At 62.4% G+C, this 17,803-nt stretch carries 18 protein-coding genes; 11 read left to right on the top strand and 7 right to left on the bottom strand.

Going from position 1 to position 17,803, the window contains the following annotated elements; all coding sequences use genetic code 11:
• Positions 1–52: 52 nt before the first annotated feature.
• Both XI06_RS35285 and XI06_RS35280 read left to right on the top strand, forming a co-directional pair.
• A complete protein-coding gene (locus XI06_RS35285; protein WP_237864376.1) occupies positions 53–961 on the top strand; it encodes a transglutaminase family protein in 909 nt (302 codons plus the stop codon).
• 76 nt (positions 962–1,037) lie between these two features.
• Complete coding sequence (locus XI06_RS35280) at positions 1,038–1,436, top strand: gamma-glutamylcyclotransferase family protein (RefSeq protein WP_237864375.1); 399 nt, start codon at positions 1,038–1,040, stop codon at positions 1,434–1,436.
• On the opposite strand, the gene XI06_RS35275 is transcribed toward XI06_RS35280, so the two are convergent.
• The gene (locus XI06_RS35275) at positions 1,433–1,996 is read right to left on the bottom strand and encodes a chlorite dismutase family protein (protein WP_237864374.1); all 564 of its coding nucleotides are present in this window, start codon (positions 1,994–1,996) and stop codon (positions 1,433–1,435) included. The genes XI06_RS35280 and XI06_RS35275 overlap by 4 nt on opposite strands.
• A 264-nt stretch (positions 1,997–2,260) precedes the next feature.
• Between XI06_RS35275 and dnaG the strand changes: the two genes are divergently transcribed.
• The 3 genes from dnaG to XI06_RS35260 all read left to right on the top strand — a co-directional run bounded on the left by dnaG (position 2,261) and on the right by XI06_RS35260 (position 7,564).
• Positions 2,261–4,282 carry a DNA primase gene (gene dnaG, locus XI06_RS35270; RefSeq protein WP_271607588.1) on the top strand — a complete coding sequence of 674 codons (2,022 nt, stop codon included), beginning with the start codon at positions 2,261–2,263 and terminating at the stop codon, positions 4,280–4,282.
• Positions 4,283–4,652: 370 nt separating this feature from the next.
• A complete protein-coding gene (rpoD, locus tag XI06_RS35265; protein WP_271607402.1) occupies positions 4,653–6,794 on the top strand; it encodes an RNA polymerase sigma factor RpoD in 2,142 nt (713 codons plus the stop codon).
• 383 nt (positions 6,795–7,177) lie between these two features.
• Entirely contained in the window at positions 7,178–7,564 is a 387-nt protein-coding gene (locus XI06_RS35260) for a hypothetical protein (RefSeq protein ID WP_237862590.1), read from the top strand.
• A 164-nt stretch (positions 7,565–7,728) separates the two neighbouring features.
• Here the strand turns inward: XI06_RS35260 and XI06_RS35255 are convergent, their stop codons facing one another.
• Complete coding sequence (locus XI06_RS35255; protein WP_237862589.1) at positions 7,729–8,805, bottom strand: GGDEF domain-containing protein; 1,077 nt, start codon at positions 8,803–8,805, stop codon at positions 7,729–7,731.
• Between the two features lie 75 nt (positions 8,806–8,880).
• On the opposite strand from XI06_RS35255, the gene XI06_RS35250 reads away from it, so the two are divergent.
• The 3 genes from XI06_RS35250 to XI06_RS35240 all read left to right on the top strand — a co-directional run bounded on the left by XI06_RS35250 (position 8,881) and on the right by XI06_RS35240 (position 10,869).
• Positions 8,881–9,144: a hypothetical protein gene (locus tag XI06_RS35250; RefSeq protein ID WP_271607401.1), complete on the top strand. Its 264-nt coding sequence runs from the start codon at positions 8,881–8,883 to the stop codon at positions 9,142–9,144.
• Between the two features lie 43 nt (positions 9,145–9,187).
• The gene (locus XI06_RS35245) at positions 9,188–10,210 is read left to right on the top strand and encodes a hypothetical protein (RefSeq protein WP_237865798.1); all 1,023 of its coding nucleotides are present in this window, start codon (positions 9,188–9,190) and stop codon (positions 10,208–10,210) included.
• 281 nt (positions 10,211–10,491) lie between these two features.
• On the top strand, positions 10,492–10,869 hold the full coding sequence (locus tag XI06_RS35240; protein ID WP_271607400.1) for a thiol-disulfide oxidoreductase DCC family protein: 378 nt from the start codon (positions 10,492–10,494) through the stop codon (positions 10,867–10,869).
• A 276-nt stretch (positions 10,870–11,145) separates the two neighbouring features.
• On the opposite strand, the gene XI06_RS35235 is transcribed toward XI06_RS35240, so the two are convergent.
• From XI06_RS35235 to XI06_RS35220, 4 genes are all read right to left on the bottom strand, one after another.
• Entirely contained in the window at positions 11,146–11,382 is a 237-nt protein-coding gene (locus XI06_RS35235; RefSeq protein ID WP_237865945.1) for a hypothetical protein, read from the bottom strand.
• A gap of 446 nt (positions 11,383–11,828) precedes the next feature.
• Entirely contained in the window at positions 11,829–12,206 is a 378-nt protein-coding gene (locus XI06_RS35230) for a hypothetical protein (RefSeq protein ID WP_271607399.1), read from the bottom strand.
• A 149-nt stretch (positions 12,207–12,355) separates the two neighbouring features.
• Positions 12,356–13,294, bottom strand: coding sequence for an OmpA family protein (locus tag XI06_RS35225; protein ID WP_271607398.1), 939 nt, complete (start codon positions 13,292–13,294; stop codon positions 12,356–12,358).
• 110 nt (positions 13,295–13,404) lie between these two features.
• Positions 13,405–13,944 carry a hypothetical protein gene (locus XI06_RS35220; protein WP_271607397.1) on the bottom strand — a complete coding sequence of 180 codons (540 nt, stop codon included), beginning with the start codon at positions 13,942–13,944 and terminating at the stop codon, positions 13,405–13,407.
• A gap of 384 nt (positions 13,945–14,328) precedes the next feature.
• Between XI06_RS35220 and XI06_RS35215 the strand changes: the two genes are divergently transcribed.
• The gene (locus XI06_RS35215; protein ID WP_237865949.1) at positions 14,329–15,135 is read left to right on the top strand and encodes a lytic murein transglycosylase; all 807 of its coding nucleotides are present in this window, start codon (positions 14,329–14,331) and stop codon (positions 15,133–15,135) included.
• Positions 15,136–15,265: 130 nt separating this feature from the next.
• On the opposite strand, the gene XI06_RS35210 is transcribed toward XI06_RS35215, so the two are convergent.
• Positions 15,266–16,117: an SDR family NAD(P)-dependent oxidoreductase gene (locus XI06_RS35210; RefSeq protein ID WP_237865950.1), complete on the bottom strand. Its 852-nt coding sequence runs from the start codon at positions 16,115–16,117 to the stop codon at positions 15,266–15,268.
• Positions 16,118–16,242: 125 nt separating this feature from the next.
• Here XI06_RS35210 and XI06_RS35205 point away from each other — a divergent pair, with 125 nt between their 5' ends.
• Together XI06_RS35205 and XI06_RS35200 are read left to right on the top strand one after the other, a co-directional pair.
• Complete coding sequence (locus tag XI06_RS35205; RefSeq protein WP_237865951.1) at positions 16,243–16,617, top strand: response regulator; 375 nt, start codon at positions 16,243–16,245, stop codon at positions 16,615–16,617.
• A gap of 57 nt (positions 16,618–16,674) precedes the next feature.
• Entirely contained in the window at positions 16,675–17,286 is a 612-nt protein-coding gene (locus tag XI06_RS35200; RefSeq protein WP_237865952.1) for a LysE family translocator, read from the top strand.
• Positions 17,287–17,803: the final 517 nt, after the last annotated feature.

Raw genomic sequence — 17,803 nt, 5'->3', positions numbered from 1 at the left:
GGCAACAAGCGTTAATATTAGGTCTGCCCAACATCACCATGATCTCCCGACGATGCCGCTGCTGACGATTCATCACAAGACCGAATATCGCTACGTCAGTCCCGTGGCCTTCGGCGAACACAGATTCATGCTGCGTCCGAGCGATGGCCATGATCTGCGCGTGCTCGCCTCCAGGCTCGATATCTCGCCGCAGCCGATGTCGCTGCGCTGGATCCACGACGTGTTTGGCAATTCGGTCGCGATCGCCGATTTCGACGCGCGCGCCGATCGCCTGATCTTCGACTGGCGCGTCACCGTCGAGCACAATCCGGTCGACGAGTTCGCGCTGACGCCCGACGATCCCGCCTACTTCTATCCCTTCGTCTATGACGACGCGGAATTGCCCGATCTCGTCCAGTACATCACGCCGCAATACCCAGATGCCGAGGGCAAGGTCGCGGCCTGGGTGCGCGGTTTTCTCGACGAGAATGCACTTTCGCCAACCTTCGATATCCTCAGCCGCATCACGCATGCGATCCGCGAGCAGTTCAAATACCAAAGGCGTCACGAGCCCGGCACGCAGGCGCCGTCCGATACCTTGCGGCGAGGCACCGGCACCTGCCGCGACTATGCGCTGTTCATGATCGAGGCGCTGCGCCGGCTAGGCATCGCCGCTCGCTTCGTCTCCGGCTATGTCTTCGTCCCCGAGGACATCGCCCAGCACCATGTCGGCGGCGGCTCGACCCATGCCTGGGTGCAGGTGTACTTGCCGAGCGCGGGCTGGATCGAGTTCGATCCGACCAACGGCATCGTCGGCACCCGCGACCTCATCCGCGTTGCGGTCGCGCGCGATCCGCGCCAGGCCATTCCGCTGCACGGCATCTATATCGGCACCCAGGATGCGTTCGACGTCATGGACGTCAGCGTCAGGGTGGTTTCGGCCGAGGAGCGCGGCGAGGAGTTGGAAGCGGAGGTCGTGTAGACACCCACGGCCTTCGCCGCGACGACAGCGAATGTACAGCTCTGTCACTCCACAACATTGCCAGCTATAGAGCCTCATGACCTCCGATCGTCTCTTCGTCTACGGCACCCTGATGCGCGGCTTCGACCATCCGATGGCGCGGCTGTTGGCGCAGCATGCGGATTTTCTGGGCGAGGCGACGTGCCGGGGCCGGCTGGTGCTGGTGAAGCATTATCCGGGATTGCTGCTGTCCGAGGTATCCTCGGACGTCGTGCATGGCGAGCTCTTCCGCTTGCGCGCCGGCGATGAGCTCCTGCGCGAGCTCGACATGTATGAGGCCTGTGGCGAGGGTTTTCCGGAGCCGACGGAGTATCTGCGCCGGCTGGTCGACGTAACAGGCGCGGATGGCGCGACCGCGCCGGCCTGGACCTATGTCTACAACTGGCCGGTGACGAACCTGCCGCACATCGAATCCGGCCGCTTCCTGGACCACTAGGCCGACAGCACTTCCTTCACCACGCGCACGTCCACCTCGCGCTCGACATAGCTCCATTCTTCGGTCTGCCTGAGCATCCCCACCAGCTCCTCGAACAGCGAGGCGTGCGCGGGCGCGAATTCGAACCAGGCCAGGAAATCGAAGGGCTCGCCGAGGTCGCGGCAGTGATAGAGCTGGCGCGCGATGGCGGGCAGGAAGCGCATGCTGCTCGCAATGTGGTGCGACTTGTCTTCAAAAATCCTGCGCCGCTCTTCCTGCGTCAGATCCCACCAGGCCTGCGATTTGCGGATCGGGATCAGCGCTGCGGAAGTCGCCTCCAGCCGGCCGAGACCGGCCTGCACCGCGGCGAGCTGCTGCTGCTCGGGCCGTTCGGTGTAGCGCAAATTGCTCGGCACGCCGACCAGGCGCCAGGCATTGCGCGAGGGCACCAGCGGCAGCGCGACGGCGTCGCCGTCGGTTACCGACAGCGCCGGCATGAAGGGCAGGGGCTCGCCCGTCACAGGCGATATCGAGGTCACGCGCCAACCCCCGCTCTGGCCGCCCCGAAAGGTCCTGAACATGGCCTATGGAAGCGTGGAACCGGGCGGGGTTCAAGCTTTTCCCGTCATTCCGGGGCGCGCCACTTGGCGCGAGCCCGGAATCCATTGTGCCGCGGAAATGCTGGGAGGAATGGATTTCGGGCTCGCGCCAAGTGGCGCGCCCCGGAATGACCGAGGGGGCTGTGAACAGCGCGCATAATCCCGACAAACCTGACTTTTACGTCCCCCGCACCTATATCCCTGATCCCTTCGCCCGACTCACCCGGTTCGCGCTACACCATGGCCATGCGCTTCACGCCCCAATTCCTCGACGAGCTTCGTGCCCGGCTTTCGGTCTCCGAAGTCGTGGGCAAGCGCGTCAAGTTGAAGAAGGCGGGGCGGGAGTGGAAGGGGCTGTCGCCGTTCCAGCAGGAGAAGACGCCGTCCTTCTACGTCAACGACCAGAAGGGTTTTTACCACGACTTCTCCTCCGGCAAGCACGGCGACATCATCACCTTCGTGATGGAGACCGACGGTCTGCCGTTTGCCGAAGCCGTCGAGCGGCTCGCCAGCATGGCGGGCCTGCCGCTGCCGGCCGTGACGCCCAACGCGGCGCGCGAGGAGCAGCGGCGCCGCTCGCTCCATGACGTCATGGAGCTCGCCGCAAAGTATTTTTCGGAGACTCTGGCCTCGCGCCTCGGCGCCAAGGCGCGCGGCTATCTCGCCGACCGCGCCATCTCGCCGGCGACGCAATTGCAGTTCCGCCTCGGCTATGCCTCGTCCGAGCGCTTCGCGCTGAAGGAGCATCTCGGCAAGCTCGGCATCTCCGTCGAGGACATGGTCGAGACCGGCCTGCTCGTCGGCGGCGACGACAATCCCGTGCCCTATGATCGCTTCCGCGATCGCGTGATGTTTCCGATCACGGATCTGCGCGGCCGCGTCATCGCCTTCGGCGGACGCGCGCTGGAGAAGGACGTTCCGGCAAAGTACCTGAACTCGCCGGAGACGCCGCTCTTCCACAAGGGCGACAATCTCTACAATCACCAGACCGCGCGCAAAGCCACCCATGACGGCGCATCGCTGGTCGTGGTCGAAGGCTATGTCGACGTCATCGCCATGGTCACCGCGGGCTTTGCAGGCGCGGTCGCGCCGCTCGGCACCGCGCTCACCGAGAGCCAGCTGGCGCTGCTCTGGAAGATGGCGGACGAGCCGATCCTCTGCTTCGACGGCGACCGCGCCGGCCAGAAGGCGGCTTATCGTGCTGCGGACCTTGCCTTGCCATTTCTCGCGCCCGGCAAGAGCCTGCGTTTCGCGCTGCTGCCGGAAGGGCAGGATCCCGACGATCTCGTGCGCTCCGGCGGACGCGGCGCGATGGAAGAGGTGATCGCGGCGGCCCGTCCGCTCGCCGACATGCTCTGGTCGCGCGAGCTCGAAGGCGGCAATTTTGCCACGCCCGAGCGCCGCGCCGCGCTGGAAGCGCGCATCAAGGAATTGTCCAACGGCATCCGCGACGAGGTGGTGCGGCGCTATTATCGCGACGAATTCATCGAGCGGCTGCAGCGCACCTTTTCGCCTGACGGCGGCCGCGGCGGCTTTGCCGGCAGGGGCAATTTCCGCCAGGGAGGCGGCGGCCGCTCCTTCCAGCCCCGCGGCGGGCAGGCGAATCGATTCGGTGGGCAAGGATTCGGGCAAGGATTTGGGGGAGGCCGCCGCGGCCCGCCGGGTCCGGCCCCGCTGCCATCAGGCCCCTACCAGGCGGCGAGCCCCCAGCTGGCGGCGAGCCCGATCATGCGCGGACAGCGCAGCGCCATCTCCCGCCGGGAGGCCCTGATCCTGCAATGCCTGATCAATCACCCCTGGCTGCTGGATGATCACCTTGAGGAAGTGGCCGCACTCGAGCTGGCCCACCCCGAGGCCCACAAGCTCAGGGCCGGCATCATCGCCGCTTTCGCCAACGACCATCACCACTCGCCGGACCCCGGCGAGCAGGCCGAGAAGATGCGGTCCGATATCGTAAAAGGCGGATTTTCACAGCTTCTTCAAAGGGTTGAGGGCGGCATCACCACCGCGGCGGTGTGGGGCGCCCGCGAGGGCGCCGCGAGGGACGACGTTCTTGCCACCTGGCATCAACTCGTTGCCTTGCATCGGCAGTACCATTCACTACTTAGAGAGCTGAAGGACGCCGAGCTGGCCTTGGGGGAGGACCCCAGCGAGGCCAATTTAGCGTGGCTGCGTGACGTCAAGGCTCGGATAGGAGAGGTCGACGGTACCGAGGCCCTGATCGAGGGTTTTGGCGAGCTGTCGGGCCGGTTCCAGAAGAGCGTGTGATGAAAGAATCATGCGGACGGACGTCGCTGGCACCGCTAAAAGACTCGCCAAATCCGAGGTTTGGCGGCAAAAACAGGGTTAATCGAGGCTTAACGGTCTTGTAGCACTTTGGCCTCGCGGCCGCAGGCAGAACAGACGCGTCAGGAATGAATCCGCGCAACAGCTGTTGGCACTTCACCTGCATCCGCCGCGACAAAGAGGCTCACGAAGCGTTAGGCAAATCCGGCGAGAGAAAGGTCGGGGTGGCGAGATCTGTGCGCGCCGCCCTTTCCGTGTCGAGATCTGGCGAAGCGAGAGCGTCGAGCAACAGGTTCAAGTGATTTCACGCGGGCGCGCGCACGTCTGCATGAAACGCGTTTAGGAGCAATGGATGGCCACCAAGGCAAAGACGCTGCAGGCGAAGGACAAGGAAAAGGACGACAAGGCAGCGGACGCGCCGGAGAAGGACTCCCAGGACGCGCCGTCGCCGTTGCTCGATCTGTCCGATGCGGCAGTGAAGAAGATGATCAAGCAGGCCAAGAAGCGCGGCTTCGTGACCTTCGATCAGCTCAACGAAGTTTTGCCGTCCGACCAGACCTCGCCGGAGCAGATCGAGGACATCATGTCCATGCTCTCCGATATGGGCATCAACGTCACCGAAGCCGACGATAGCGAAGGCGAAGAGGACAAGGACGAGGGCGGCGAGGACGAGACCGACAACGAGCTCGTCGAGGTCACGCAAAAGGCCGTCACCGAGGTCAAGAAGAGCGAACCCGGCGAACGCACCGACGATCCCGTGCGCATGTATCTGCGCGAGATGGGCACCGTCGAGCTGCTCTCCCGCGAGGGCGAAATCGCCATCGCCAAGCGCATCGAGGCCGGCCGCGAAGCGATGATCGCGGGCCTCTGCGAAAGCCCGCTGACCTTCCAGGCCATCATCATCTGGCGCGACGAACTCAACGAAGGCAAGATCTTCCTTCGCGACATCATCGATCTCGAGGCGACCTATGCCGGTCCCGACGCCAAGGCCGGCATGAACAATGCGATGATCGCAGGTCCCAATGGCGAGAACGGCGAAGCGCCGGCCGAGGGCCAGGCTGCCGCTGTCGTCGGTGCGCCCGCGCATGTCGCGCCGCCCGCGGCGCCGCCGGCGCCGACCCCGTTCCGTGCCGCGCCTGCCGGCGGCAATGTCGGCGAGGCCGAGAAGGATCCTGCGGAGTCTGCCGCCGAAGCCGACATGGACGAGGACGACGAGTTCGAGAACCAGATGTCGCTTGCGGCCATCGAGGCCGAGCTCAAGCCGAAGGTCGTCGAGATCTTCGACAAGATCGCCGACAGCTACAAGAAGCTGCGCAAGCTTCAGGAGCAGGACATCCAGAACCAGCTCCAGAACGAGTCGCTCTCGCCGCATCAGGAGCGCAAGTACAAGAAGCTGAAGGACGAGATCATCGTCGAGGTGAAGTCGCTGCGCCTCAACCAGGCCCGTATCGATTCGCTCGTCGAGCAGCTCTACGACATCAACAAGCGCCTCGTCTCGCATGAGGGCCGCCTGATGCGCCTCGCCGACAGCCACGGCGTCGCGCGCGAAGATTTCCTGCGCAACTACACCGGCTCCGAGCTCGATCCGCGCTGGCTCAACCGCGTCTCGAAACTCTCGGCCAAGGGCTGGAAGAATTTCGTCCATCACGAGAAGGACCGGATCAAGGACCTCCGCCACGAGGTGCATCAGCTCGCCGCGCTGACGGGCCTCGAGATCGTCGAGTTCCGCAAGATCGTGCACTCCGTGCAGAAGGGCGAGCGCGAAGCCCGCCAGGCCAAGAAGGAGATGGTGGAAGCCAACCTCCGTCTCGTGATCTCGATCGCCAAGAAATACACCAACCGCGGCCTGCAATTCCTCGACCTGATCCAGGAAGGCAATATCGGCCTGATGAAGGCGGTCGATAAGTTCGAATACCGCCGCGGCTACAAGTTCTCGACCTACGCCACGTGGTGGATCCGACAGGCGATCACCCGTTCGATCGCCGACCAGGCGCGCACCATCCGCATCCCCGTGCACATGATCGAGACGATCAACAAGATCGTGCGTACGAGCCGTCAGATGCTGAACGAGATCGGCCGCGAGCCGACCCCGGAAGAGCTCGCCGAAAAGCTCGGCATGCCGCTGGAGAAAGTGCGAAAAGTCCTCAAGATCGCGAAAGAGCCGCTCTCGCTGGAGACGCCCGTCGGCGACGAAGAGGATTCACACCTCGGCGATTTCATCGAGGACAAGAACGCGATCCTGCCGATCGACGCTGCGATCCAGTCGAACCTGCGCGAGACCACCACGCGCGTGCTCGCTTCCCTCACCCCGCGCGAAGAGCGCGTGCTGCGCATGCGCTTCGGCATCGGCATGAACACCGACCACACGCTGGAAGAAGTGGGGCAGCAGTTCTCGGTGACGAGAGAGCGTATCAGGCAGATCGAGGCGAAGGCGCTGCGCAAGCTGAAGCATCCGTCCCGGTCGCGGAAGCTGCGGAGCTTCTTGGATAATTGATCCGGATTATTATGCCGGGGCTTAACCTCGGTTTTATGTAGACGAAACGGCGGGCCCAAAGCCCGCCGTTTTCTTTTTCTGGATAGGGAATTTGCGTGGCTCGAACTAGGGCGTGTACTCATGAACCCGTGCCGCAGTTGGGGTGCGGATGAGGTCCGCTGTACTCCTGATAGCGGCGCAAAACCGGACCTCACCGGAGGTCCGAGTTGGGCCATAACCGGAAGCTGGTTTGCAAAGTCACCTCAGCAATGCTCTGTTAATTCTAACCAACCGCATAGGGTGCATTTTGTCTGGCTGTCGCTTAGGTTGCGATGGAGGATTTGTGACTGATGGTGCTCGCCCACGATAAAGGTCGGTCTCCATGTGAACTGCGGAACGGGACAATGCGTTCGTTGCTGGTCATATCGACCACCGCCTTAGGCATCGTGATCACGTTCGCCTGCGCGACATCGATCTTCTGCTATTTGACCGGTCAGAGTGCTGCGAGCGCAGGTTGTTCAGGACGAGAAATGTTGGAGGGCTACCGCAGCAATCTTTCTGACTTTCTTGCGCTGCCGTTCTTTAGTTTTTTCATTGTGGCGATGATAGTGGTTTTCATACGAAGGCTGCACAAGGGTGGCATTGCTGCTCTCGACGGCGTTCCGCTCTCCTACTACTTGCCGCCAGCTTACTTCTCCCTCTTCTTGCTCATTGCCATGAGCGGTTGGACACTGTTTTGGGTCGTAACGCGGTACAACGTCATCTGGAGTTATTGTCAGGTGGCTCATTGAAGCCCGCTATGGGTCAATCGCGACGGTTTAGCCCGGTTAAGTTAGGTCCGGTCTACACCTGACAGCCGAAAACTCCTCGGCCGTGGGAAGCGGCAGCGATGGGCTAACGGCGGTCATTGCTAGCGGCTCACGCGCGATCCATACCTGCTGGGGCCTCGAACCGGTCAAGCGGCGGCGACAGTAGCACTCTCGTGGGCGACGTATCCGCGCCCTCCGCGCTTTACATCGTAGAGGCGGTCGTCGGCGCGTCGCTTGAGTGACCGTGCGCTATCTCCGTGAACCGATGCCGCTAGGCCGATGCTCGCACCTATCGTGACGCTATTGGTAGCGATCATGAACGGCCTTTCAAGCGCGAGCACAATCCGTTCTGCCACCCGCGTGGCGTCGGCTACACCAAACCCCGCGTCAAACAAGATAGCAAATTCGTCGCCGCCGAGACGAGCAACGAGGTGGCGATCCTCAAGCTCGGCGAGGATTCGCGCAGTCACCGACCTTAACAATACGTCGCCTGCGTCGTGACCGTATGTATCGTTGACCGCCTTAAATCGATCAAGATCGATCATGGCGACAACAGCGATACCGGATGCTATTCGTTGTTCGAGCGCGCCGTCGAGTGCTGGACGATTTGCAAGGCCGGTCAATGCGTCCGTCAGAGCCGCTTGCGACATATGATATTCTGCGAGCAACTTACCACGGATGTGGCCATGCAACATGGCTATGAGCTGTAGCGTCCCAACCCAATGAAATGCCAATAGAACCGCTACTGCCCAGCAATCGGAGCCAATCGCAGACACAATGAGCAGCCCGAACAACGTGGAGGCGTTGGAAATTGCAAGCTTCGGCACGGCAGCGCCCCTGATCGTCGCGGCTGAGAGGTGCCCCGATGCGGCGAGCACGGCGATAGCGATAGCAACGTCGTCGCCTAGCGAGAACGCCCGTACAACGAGAGCGGCGATACCCGCCGCCCCGATGACGCCAATCGCCAGCAGCGTCGGCAGATAAGCGGAGGTCGAGCTGCATAGCTTCACGACCCCGATACGCAACGCGACCAGCGCGGCGCTAGCCGCCGCCAGCGAAGTTATTACAACGTCTCCTGTTTTCAGCCATACCGCAACCGCCACTAAGACAAGAGCAAGCAGGAATGTACTCGTACCTCTGCTCGTAACAGCGATCGCTGACTCAAAATCACGGGCTACCGATGTTGGCAGGGCCGGATCAATGAAGTGTATTTTGGGAAACATCTGTGGCCCCACGGCAATGGAGCCACCATTGCACGCGGCGATTGCTCTCAAGTTTACAAGCGTGGTGCTCGCCTCGTGACCTTAATCCATAAAATTGTGCCTATGGGTGTAGGTGCGCGTGCCGATGTGGCCGCGAGAAGTGGCGGGTTGATCCGTCTGGGTTATGACAAATCTGCGATAGGTCAATCGCGTCAGTTTGACCCGGTCTATGCCGGGTCCGGTTTAGCCCTCATCGCCGACATCGACGCGCGGACCGAGTTTGTCGCGATGGGCCAGAAGGCGACATTCGAAATCGAACTGCTATCGTCGCTCGCGTCTGGATTGATGTCTGGATGTTAGTAGGTTAGTTAGGCGCTCAACCGAAATCTATTCTAGGTTGAATATGAAGGCAGGAATTCGATATTTTCTTTTCGCGATGCTCACAAGCATACCTTTTGCGGCAAGCGGCGGCGAAAGACCACTCGAGTCAACCACGGCCAGCACCTTGAGCGGACCGGAGGCGCTGCAGTTCCTGATAGGCAAGACGCTTCGGTCGACTGGAAACAGCCAGTCTGGTCCTACCTACCGCTATTTCATGAACGATCATCTGGAATATCGCTGTTTGGGGGTAAGCCCCACTGGTCTAAGCCGACGCGATCTGAGGTTTCGTAACGAAGCGAACGGTTGCGCCCTGCTGGTCATTTCGATGAAGGGGCAGCGGCTTTGCGAAGCGGTCGGGTACGAGAACTGCGGACAGCACGATTTCGCGCTTACCATCAGAAAGGCAGCAAAATCGACACTGAGTTCAGGCAATCATCAGCTACTTGGAAAAGTGAAGCTATCGTATGCCGATCCAACCCCGGTGGGCACCAACTTCAATAATCCAGCCGAGTATGATCTTTTTCAAGGGAACGCCAGCCTATTTCCCGACTTTGATCCGAGTCCGCGACCGAATCTTCTGGAATCGATTGGGCGCGAAGAGATGGATCAGGAAGAGCGACGTTGTGTTGAGTCGGGGGAAACTGCATCGGATACTAGAATTGTAGGGAATACCCTCGTATGGCGGAATCGCGATGGAAAATTCGACGGTCGGAACGCTGAATATTTCGACCCGGATGGACGCATCATATCAATTGCGATTCCAGAGAGCCCGCCTGCCGACGCCAGTCCTTCTCACCCATCGCAGGATAGCGAAGGCGACATAGGCATTAACCACTGGAAAATCGAAAAAGGTTGGCTACTGCGAACCGAAAACGACGAACCAACAAAGTTCTGCTGTGGGTTGTCCGTGCGATTGCAAAAGCCAAAGAATGCGAGCGCTGCCTCGCAGGCGAGGAGCTGTGTTACCGCCTCGCAAACGCCAACAAAATACATTGTTGAAGGCAACCCATACCAGATCGGCGTGAAACTGCCCGCAACAAAATGAACATCTAGGCTCTTCGAGCTTGAGGTCTCCTTCGGGTCACAAGCGGTAATGTTCTGACTGATCAGAGGATTTGCGCTTGGCCCTCAGAAGCTGACATCTTCGCCTTTATGATACAGGCCGTAAGCGAAAAGACCGCTAATCGTTTCGTCGAAATCGATATGACTCAACCGAGCCGGCCGTATCGTGATCTAAGCGTTTCTTCTTCGCCCCAACCGGCTCGATACGCTCAATCTCCATCCGGCTTTCTCTCGGACTATACTTCCGGCGCGAAAGGCGCATCGATGCCGGCCCACCTCACCGTCTACTACGACACCCGCAGCCCCGTCTGCGACGCCGGCATCGACTGGCAGCGCAACAAGTTGTTGGCGCTGGTGCGCAGCGGTGCCGTCGACTTCAAGGACATCAACGAGCAGCCCGATGCGCTGGCGCACCTCGGCGCCTCGCTCGACGATATCAGGCGGCGCCTGCACGCGACCGATGAGGCCGGCCGGCTGATCGTCGGTGCTGACGTCGCGATTGCGCTGTGGAGGCTGACGCCAGGCGAGGGGTGGCTTGCGGCGCTGTCAGGCAATCGCGTGGCGCTGCCGGTCACGCGGTTTATCTACGACCGTTTTGCCGACCTGCTGTTTGCCTGGAATAAATGGTGCGGGCGCTGGTGAGCGTTTGGCTGGAGCATTGTGGCTTTGGATTGAATTGATTGGCCGCGGACTCTGACACCTCTCCCCAGCGGGGAGAGGTCGATTTGCGCCTCGCGATGCGAAGCATCGTAGAGTGCAAATCGGGTGAGGGGGTGCAGCACACGGTGAGACCGTAAACCCTCACCCGGCGCGCGGGACGATGCTTCGCATCGCCCGGGACGCGCCGACCTCTCCCAAGGGAGAGGTGAACTCCCGATGCCGCACCAGTTCAGCCCAATCTCGTCGAGCCGCGGCTACCTACTTCTTCTTCGCCCCAACGCGATCGAGGCTCTTGATCTCCATCGGCGGTCGCCCGCTCTTTTCCGCGATCTCGCGGTCCTGCTCCATGATGAAGCTGCGCGCGGGCTCGTCGCCGTCGAGGCCGCCGAGCAGCTCTGCGGGCACGCGCCGGTTGGAGCGTTGGGAGCCGTCTTCGTAGACGACGTTGAAGAAGGCGAACTCGCCTTTCGGATTGGTTCCGGGTTTCTTGGCCATGGCGGCTTGTCGTCGATCAGGGTGCCGCAGTCAAATGACTTCGCGCAGATGTCGACATCCTTCGCGACCAGAATACCGGCCGTATCCGCTGGTGGTGCCTGTTTTCGGGATGCAGCTAGCCGATGCCCGCGTGCGGCCCATCACCTCAATAAACGGCGGGCCGATAAGCCCGCCGTTTATTGGTCTTCAGCGTCGCCCGGGGCTGGCAGGGCGACAACTTGAGATAGAAGGCTATCCCTCGCGCTCCACGATGGCAAGGCAAATCGTGATAGCGATGATGTCGCAGCCAGCGCATCAGATATGCAGACGGTGTCATCAGCGGGTTCCCGCGATCGCGAAAAGCAGATGCTTGGATTATCGAAATAGTTTGTTCATCTTGCAGGCTCTCGCAACGCAACGAGAGCTGGCACCGATGCAAGGGAATGCGCTCATGAAAATAACATGAGTTAGTTGCTCCGACCTTGCGATGCGCCATTCATGTTCGGCCCTGCGCGCCGCGGCAGCTTCTGCATGGCCAATTGCGATGTGGCTCCGCCATTGCCACCGCCTCCGTCATCGTCCGGCTTGCGGCCCTGCGCCATGATCGCGCTGCCCATCGCGGCGGAACCGAAGGTGATGACGAACGAGGCGAGCAGCAACACCAGTCCGATGCCGGGCGCGCGATCAGCGAAGATCAGCTCGCGCAGATGTCCGGGGTTGAGCCACAGCAATCCGCCGACGAGGAGAACGGCCGCGCAGGCGCCGATCGCGAGGTTGATGGCGAGCAGGCGGAACAGCGGGATGCGGAGCAGGGAGGCGCGGGTTGATGTGCTGTCGTTGGGCATTGATGGCTGCCTCATGCTGGCCGCAACCGGACGGGGCAATGGCATGATTATCATACGCACGCGCTAAGCGCCCGGGAATCGACGGGAGGCGCGCGTAAATTAATGTCCCACATCGCTTGCACCACGATGCTGATGCGGATCAAACGCCCTTAAGGCGCCACCAGCTCCACGCGCCGGTTCAGCGCGCGGCCGGCCTCCGTCGCATTGGAGCCGACCGGTGCCAGCAAGCCGACGCCGGCGGTGCGTAGCCGTGTCTGCGCGATGCGAAAGCTCTTCACCAGCTCGGCGGCGACCGCCTCGGCGCGGCGCTTCGAAAGGTCGAGATTGTAGTCATAGGCGCCCTGACTGTCGGTGTGGCCGACGATGAAGACGCTCAGCTGCGGCTGGCTGGTCAGCAGCTTTGCGATCTGCTCCAGCGTCGGGCGGCTCTCCGGCTTCAGCACCGCCTTGTCGGTGTCGAAATAAATGCCGTAGAGCGCGATGTGGCCGGTCTCGCCAAGACCCTTCGCCATTGCGGCGGCATCGACCATCTTGTTCGCGATCGCCCCGAGCTCGGCGATGGTGACCTGCGCGGTGATATCCTGGTTGTTCTGGCTGACGATGACGCTGGCCCAGGTCTCGCGCCCGCCCTCGGTCTTGCGGCCGGCGTAATAGCGGTAGTTGAAGCCGTCGACCCACATCTGCGGGACCGGCAGCGTGTCGATGCTTTCGGTGAAGGGAATGGCGCCGCAGGCGTCGGTGTCGCAGGCGAGCAGCGTCTCGAAGCCGGCCTTCGCCAGCTGGGTCTCGAAATTCCTGGAGACTTCGAGGATCGACGGGCCCGGATTGGTGCGATAGGCGATACGGACGATGCGGCCCTCCAGCCGCCGTGCATCGGTCGGCTGGCCGTCCTTGAAGGCGGCCGCCTGCATCCGCGTTGCGTCAAAGTCCTTCACCACGTAAGCCGTGGCGACACTGCCGGCGAAGCGGCCGATGCCGGGATAGTCGCGTGCGCCCGGCACATCGCGGGTCTGGGCGGAGGCCGGGGCTTGAAGGCAGAGCAGGGCGGCAAGGACAAGCGATCCGAGGATGTGTTTCGGCGCGGGCATCGGCACTCTCTATGGGTTCAAGGGAAGGGGGCGCAGAGGTTAGTCGCGCGCACCGCGCCGCCGGTTCTCCCCGGCGGCCATCCGCTTGCCGATGGCCGAAAAAAACGCCCTCACGCCGCCGGCGCGATCCGGTCGTCCGGCTTGGTCTGCTGCATCTGCTGACGCGCCATCATGTCCTGCCAAAGCGTGGCGATGCTGGCCTGCGTCTGCGGCGCGATCAGGCAATGGCCCTCATTGTCGAAGCCGCAGAACCGCGCGGACGGGTCTTTCCGGACCACGGTCAGCGCCTGGTTGATCATTTCGAGGCAGGTCATGACCTGTTCGATCTGCTGCAGCCGCGTGTGGTGCAGGATGTCCATGAGGCGGAACGTCATCACCGCAGGCTGACCGTAATTGATGCCCGGCCGGCCGAACTCGAACAGCACGTTCACCGCCGGGAAGGTGCCGCGGATGTGCTCGAGCACGCCGGCGACATCGTCCACGCTGCAGGCGACGAGATGGGCGGTTTGAGCTGGTGCGGCGACAGGCGGTCGAGGCGCAAGTCCTGCCGAATTAAGTCCGAGCGAATTGATCACCTCCTGCTCGATCCATTGCCGCACCGGTGCGGGTGCGTTGCGGATCTGATCTGCGGTCAGGGTAATTCCGGTCATGGGCTGGTCTCCTGGGCTGCTCTTCTGAGCAGGACGCTGCTGTTTGTTCCAGTCTATGAACGAGGGCATGAGGCATGTTGATGCGGATCAAACGGACAGCCTTGGCGCTGTTCGCTTTCGACAGGCGCTTCGCGGGCGGCCGCCAACGCCCGAAGTCTGCGATGCTGGCACTATACCCCTGTTTTGCCCGACGGGTCAATTGGAATTCGGAAAAACAAAAGACGCGGTTGGCGCTTCTACTGTGCATGGGGTTGTTTTCGGTTTTTGTTCGGCGTTGTCAGGCGCGGACTTCAGGCATGATCGGTTCCGCGGTCGCTTTGACGCGAATCCAGTTCCCGGGCATGATCGCCTTCCGTTTCGCGCCACTGCAGAGGACCCCTTCGTATGTTGAGACCGCTTCTCGCCGCCGCCTTCCTTGTCACGCTGGCCGGCGGGTCGGCTGAGGCCGCGCGCTGCGGCGGCGACTTCAACAGCTTTGTCGCCAGCATGAGCGCCGAAGCGCAAGCAGCCGGCGTCTCGGCGGGCGTGACCAGCGCGGCGTTCGGCGGCATCACCCAGGATGGCGCCGTGCTCGCCTTCGACCGGCGCCAGCGCTACACCTTCAACAAGAGCTTCGAGCAGTATGTCTCGACCCGCGTCGGCCCCGGCCGCATCAATGGCGGCCGCGCATTGCTGCAGCGCCATGCCGCGCTGCTGTCGCGCATCGAGCAGCAGTTCGGCGTGCCCCGACAGATATTGGTCGCGATCTGGGGGCTGGAGAGCGATTTCGGCAAGGGCGACATGGGCAAGCTGCCTGTCATCCGCACGCTGGCGACGCTCGCGCATGATTGCCGCCGCACCGAGCTGTTCCAGGGCGAGCTGCTCGCCGCCCTGAAGATCGTGCAGCGCGGCGACCTGCCCTTGCGCGACCTCATCGGCGCCTATGCCGGCGAGATCGGCCAGACCCAGTTCCTGCCGTCGTCCTACATCAAATACGGTGTCGATTTCGACGGCGACGGCCATGTCGACCTCCGCCACAGCGTCGCCGACGTGCTCGCCTCGACCGCGAACCTCCTGCACTCGAACGGCTTCAAGATGGGCCAGCCCTATGACGAAGGCTCGGCCAATTTCGAGGCGATGCGCGAGTGGAACAGGGCCGTGATCTATCGCAAGACGATCGGGTATTTTGCCGATCAGCTGGTGGGGCGGTGACCGCATACTCGGTGTCATCGCCCGGCTTGACCGGGCGATCCAGTACGCCGAGGCGGATGTGGTTGAATCGATAGGCCGCGGCGTACTGGATGCCCCGGTCAAGCCGGGGCATGACAGCGTGTGAGGGACGCTACTGCGGCCCCGACGACTTCGCCGCTCCCTTTGCCATCTTCTCCAGCCGCCGCTGCAACGGCGCCCAATAGGTGCCCGGGCGAAAGCGCTGCAGGATGTCCATGAACCTGGCGTCGTTGCCGATCAGGATGCGCGGCTCGTTTTTCTCGATGCCCCTGATGATGCGCAGCGCCGCATCCTTCGGCGTCGTTCGCGCCGCGCTCTCGAACCGGTCGATCATCTGCGCGCGGCGTGCATTGTCGGTGACGCCAACCCCGGTGCGCGATGAGCGCGCGATCGAGGTGGCGACACCGCCGGGATGAACCACCGAGAGCCGCACCGGGCTGCCCGCGACCGCGAGCTCGTGCCGCACGCTCTCGGAAAAGCCGCGCACCGCGAACTTGGCCGCCGCATAGGCCGATTGTCCCGGCGGCGCGATGATGCCGAAGATCGAGGAGATGTTGACGATATGCGCCTCCGGCCTTGCCTTCAGATGCGGCAGAAAGGCGCGGGTGCCGTGCACCACGCCCCAGAAATTGATGTCGAACAGCCAGTCCATCTGCGCCTGGTCGATCTCCTCGAACGTCCCCATCAGCGCCACGCCGGCATTGTTGATGACGATGTTGAGCGCGGGATGCGCAGCGATCGCCTCGCGCGCGAATTGCGCGATGTCGTCGGGTTCGCCGACATCGACGCGATGCACGCTGATCTTGCGCTGTGCGCCGATCTCGGCAGCAAGCGCTTTCAGCCCGGCCTCGTCGCGATCGGCGAGCGCGAGGTCGCAACCGCGGCTGGCGAGTTCAATTGCAAGTGCGCGGCCGATGCCGCTTGCCGCTCCGGTGATGGCGGCGGCGCCGCGAATCGCAGTCATGGGTGGCTCCCTCGATCCAATCTGGAACTTCAATGTACATATTTTCAGTATGGAACCGAACCATATCGCCTCTCGCTTCCTTAACTCACCTGACACGAAGCGGATGCGAGCATTGGAGCAGCCAGATGGTACAGGCCCAGCCATATCGAGCGACCGCGTTGATCGTTGAGGACGATGCCTTGCAGCGGGAGATGCTCTGTCTCCTGCTCGAGGAGAGTGGCTACCAGGTCATCCAGTGCGAGAGTGCGGAAGCCGCCGAGCGTGTGCTGGACAAGAACGCCAGCGCGCTCTGCCTGATGCTGACCGACGTGCAGCTGGCCGGTCGCATGAACGGCGTCGAGCTGGCGCACGTCGCCAAGGATCGCAATCCGAAGCTCGACGTCGTCGTCACCTCCGGCCGCCCCCTGGCGCAGGCCTTGCCCGACGGCGCAAAATTCTGGGCCAAGCCCTGGGCGCCGCTGGACGTGTTGCGCGAAGCCGAGATCGCCCAGCTGAACTGAGGCGCGCTGACCGTGTCGTGACTTCTCGGCAAGCGGGCGGGATGGTAGGGACAGGACATGTCCTGGTCCTTCCTGCTCACCTCGCTCATCGTCGTCGCCTCGCCCGGCACCGGCGTCCTCTACACCCTGGCTGCGGCACTCACCCGCGGCTCGCGCGCCAGTGTGGCGGCGGCCTTCGGCTGCACGCTCGGGATCGTGCCGCACATGGTCGCGGCGATGCTCGGGCTTGCCGCCGTGCTCCATACCAGCGCGCTCGCCTTTGCCGCGCTGAAATGGTGTGGCGTCGCCTATCTGCTCTATATGTCCTGGCAGGCGCTGCGGGAGACGGGGGCGCTTGCGGTCGACGGCGAGATCAAGGAGCGCTCGAGCGGCCGGGTCATCGTCACCGGCTTCCTGATCAACATCCTCAACCCAAAGCTCTCGATCTTCTTCCTCGCCTTCCTGCCGCAGTTCATCGCGGTGGACGAGGCGCATGTGCTGGGGCGGATGCTGGAATTGAGCGGCGCCTTCATGGCGATGACCTTTGTGGTGTTCGTCATCTACGGCCTCTGCGCCGCCTCCGTGCGCGAGCGCGTCATCTCCCGTCCCGGCGTGATGGCCTGGCTGCGCCGCTCCTTTGCGGCGGGCTTCGCCCTGCTGGGTGCCAAGCTGGCCTTCGCCGAGCGTTAGGCAATAAAAAAGCGGGCCTCGCGCCCGCCATCTTCAAACTCTCTTAGCCTTACCGACGCCCGGGCGGAGCGTGCTCCACCCGGGCAAAGAACATCCGCGCTACTTCTTCTTCGCGGCCTTCTTGGCCTTTTTCTTCGTCGCCTTCTTCGCCTTCTTCGCTTTCTTAGCCATAGGATCCTCTTAAGGGTTAATGGTGAAACGCGACACGAGGATCGCTCGGCGGAGGGCCAGCCTCGCAACATCCTCGATGACAAACTCAGCAGATTCGCGCGTCCATGCCCCGCGCTGTCACATCTGTGTCATTACGTTATCCACAGCTCAGATGCATTTTCAGGTGATTTTGGCCCGCGAATCCGCCTCGCGGTCGGCTCCGACGCGATCGCGCATCGACGTCGGCGGCGTGCCTAACGATCCGATAACCGAGACGCGGCGTTCATGAATCCAAAACCAAGGGCGCGCTTTCGAAGATCGCAGTGAGGTTCCGTTAAGTGCAACCCGCGCATGATCTTCCGCAAGA

It is taken from the genome of Bradyrhizobium sp. CCBAU 11434 (genome assembly GCF_028128895.1).
Classification (GTDB): Bacteria; Pseudomonadota; Alphaproteobacteria; order Rhizobiales; family Xanthobacteraceae; genus Bradyrhizobium; species Bradyrhizobium zhengyangense.
This window is presented reverse-complemented; position numbering and strand designations above follow the sequence as displayed.

What these genes read in the sequence shown, in the direction of transcription:
- XI06_RS35285 (WP_237864376.1), top strand. Translation starts at nt 53, where the DNA reads ATGCCGCTGCTGACGATTCATCACAAGACCGAATATCGCTACGTCAGT.
- XI06_RS35200 (WP_237865952.1), top strand. Translation starts at nt 16,675, where the DNA reads ATGTCCTGGTCCTTCCTGCTCACCTCGCTCATCGTCGTCGCCTCGCCC.
- XI06_RS35210 (WP_237865950.1), bottom strand. Translation starts at nt 16,117, where the DNA reads ATGACTGCGATTCGCGGCGCCGCCGCCATCACCGGAGCGGCAAGCGGC.
- XI06_RS35280 (WP_237864375.1), top strand. Translation starts at nt 1,038, where the DNA reads ATGACCTCCGATCGTCTCTTCGTCTACGGCACCCTGATGCGCGGCTTC.
- XI06_RS35220 (WP_271607397.1), bottom strand. Translation starts at nt 13,944, where the DNA reads ATGACCGGAATTACCCTGACCGCAGATCAGATCCGCAACGCACCCGCA.
- XI06_RS35240 (WP_271607400.1), top strand. Translation starts at nt 10,492, where the DNA reads ATGCCGGCCCACCTCACCGTCTACTACGACACCCGCAGCCCCGTCTGC.
- XI06_RS35205 (WP_237865951.1), top strand. Translation starts at nt 16,243, where the DNA reads ATGGTACAGGCCCAGCCATATCGAGCGACCGCGTTGATCGTTGAGGAC.
- XI06_RS35230 (WP_271607399.1), bottom strand. Translation starts at nt 12,206, where the DNA reads ATGCCCAACGACAGCACATCAACCCGCGCCTCCCTGCTCCGCATCCCG.
- XI06_RS35260 (WP_237862590.1), top strand. Translation starts at nt 7,178, where the DNA reads ATGCGTTCGTTGCTGGTCATATCGACCACCGCCTTAGGCATCGTGATC.
- XI06_RS35255 (WP_237862589.1), bottom strand. Translation starts at nt 8,805, where the DNA reads ATGTTTCCCAAAATACACTTCATTGATCCGGCCCTGCCAACATCGGTA.
- XI06_RS35225 (WP_271607398.1), bottom strand. Translation starts at nt 13,294, where the DNA reads ATGCCCGCGCCGAAACACATCCTCGGATCGCTTGTCCTTGCCGCCCTG.
- XI06_RS35245 (WP_237865798.1), top strand. Translation starts at nt 9,188, where the DNA reads ATGAAGGCAGGAATTCGATATTTTCTTTTCGCGATGCTCACAAGCATA.
- dnaG (WP_271607588.1), top strand. Translation starts at nt 2,261, where the DNA reads ATGCGCTTCACGCCCCAATTCCTCGACGAGCTTCGTGCCCGGCTTTCG.
- XI06_RS35235 (WP_237865945.1), bottom strand. Translation starts at nt 11,382, where the DNA reads ATGGCCAAGAAACCCGGAACCAATCCGAAAGGCGAGTTCGCCTTCTTC.
- XI06_RS35275 (WP_237864374.1), bottom strand. Translation starts at nt 1,996, where the DNA reads ATGTTCAGGACCTTTCGGGGCGGCCAGAGCGGGGGTTGGCGCGTGACC.
- XI06_RS35215 (WP_237865949.1), top strand. Translation starts at nt 14,329, where the DNA reads ATGTTGAGACCGCTTCTCGCCGCCGCCTTCCTTGTCACGCTGGCCGGC.
- rpoD (WP_271607402.1), top strand. Translation starts at nt 4,653, where the DNA reads ATGGCCACCAAGGCAAAGACGCTGCAGGCGAAGGACAAGGAAAAGGAC.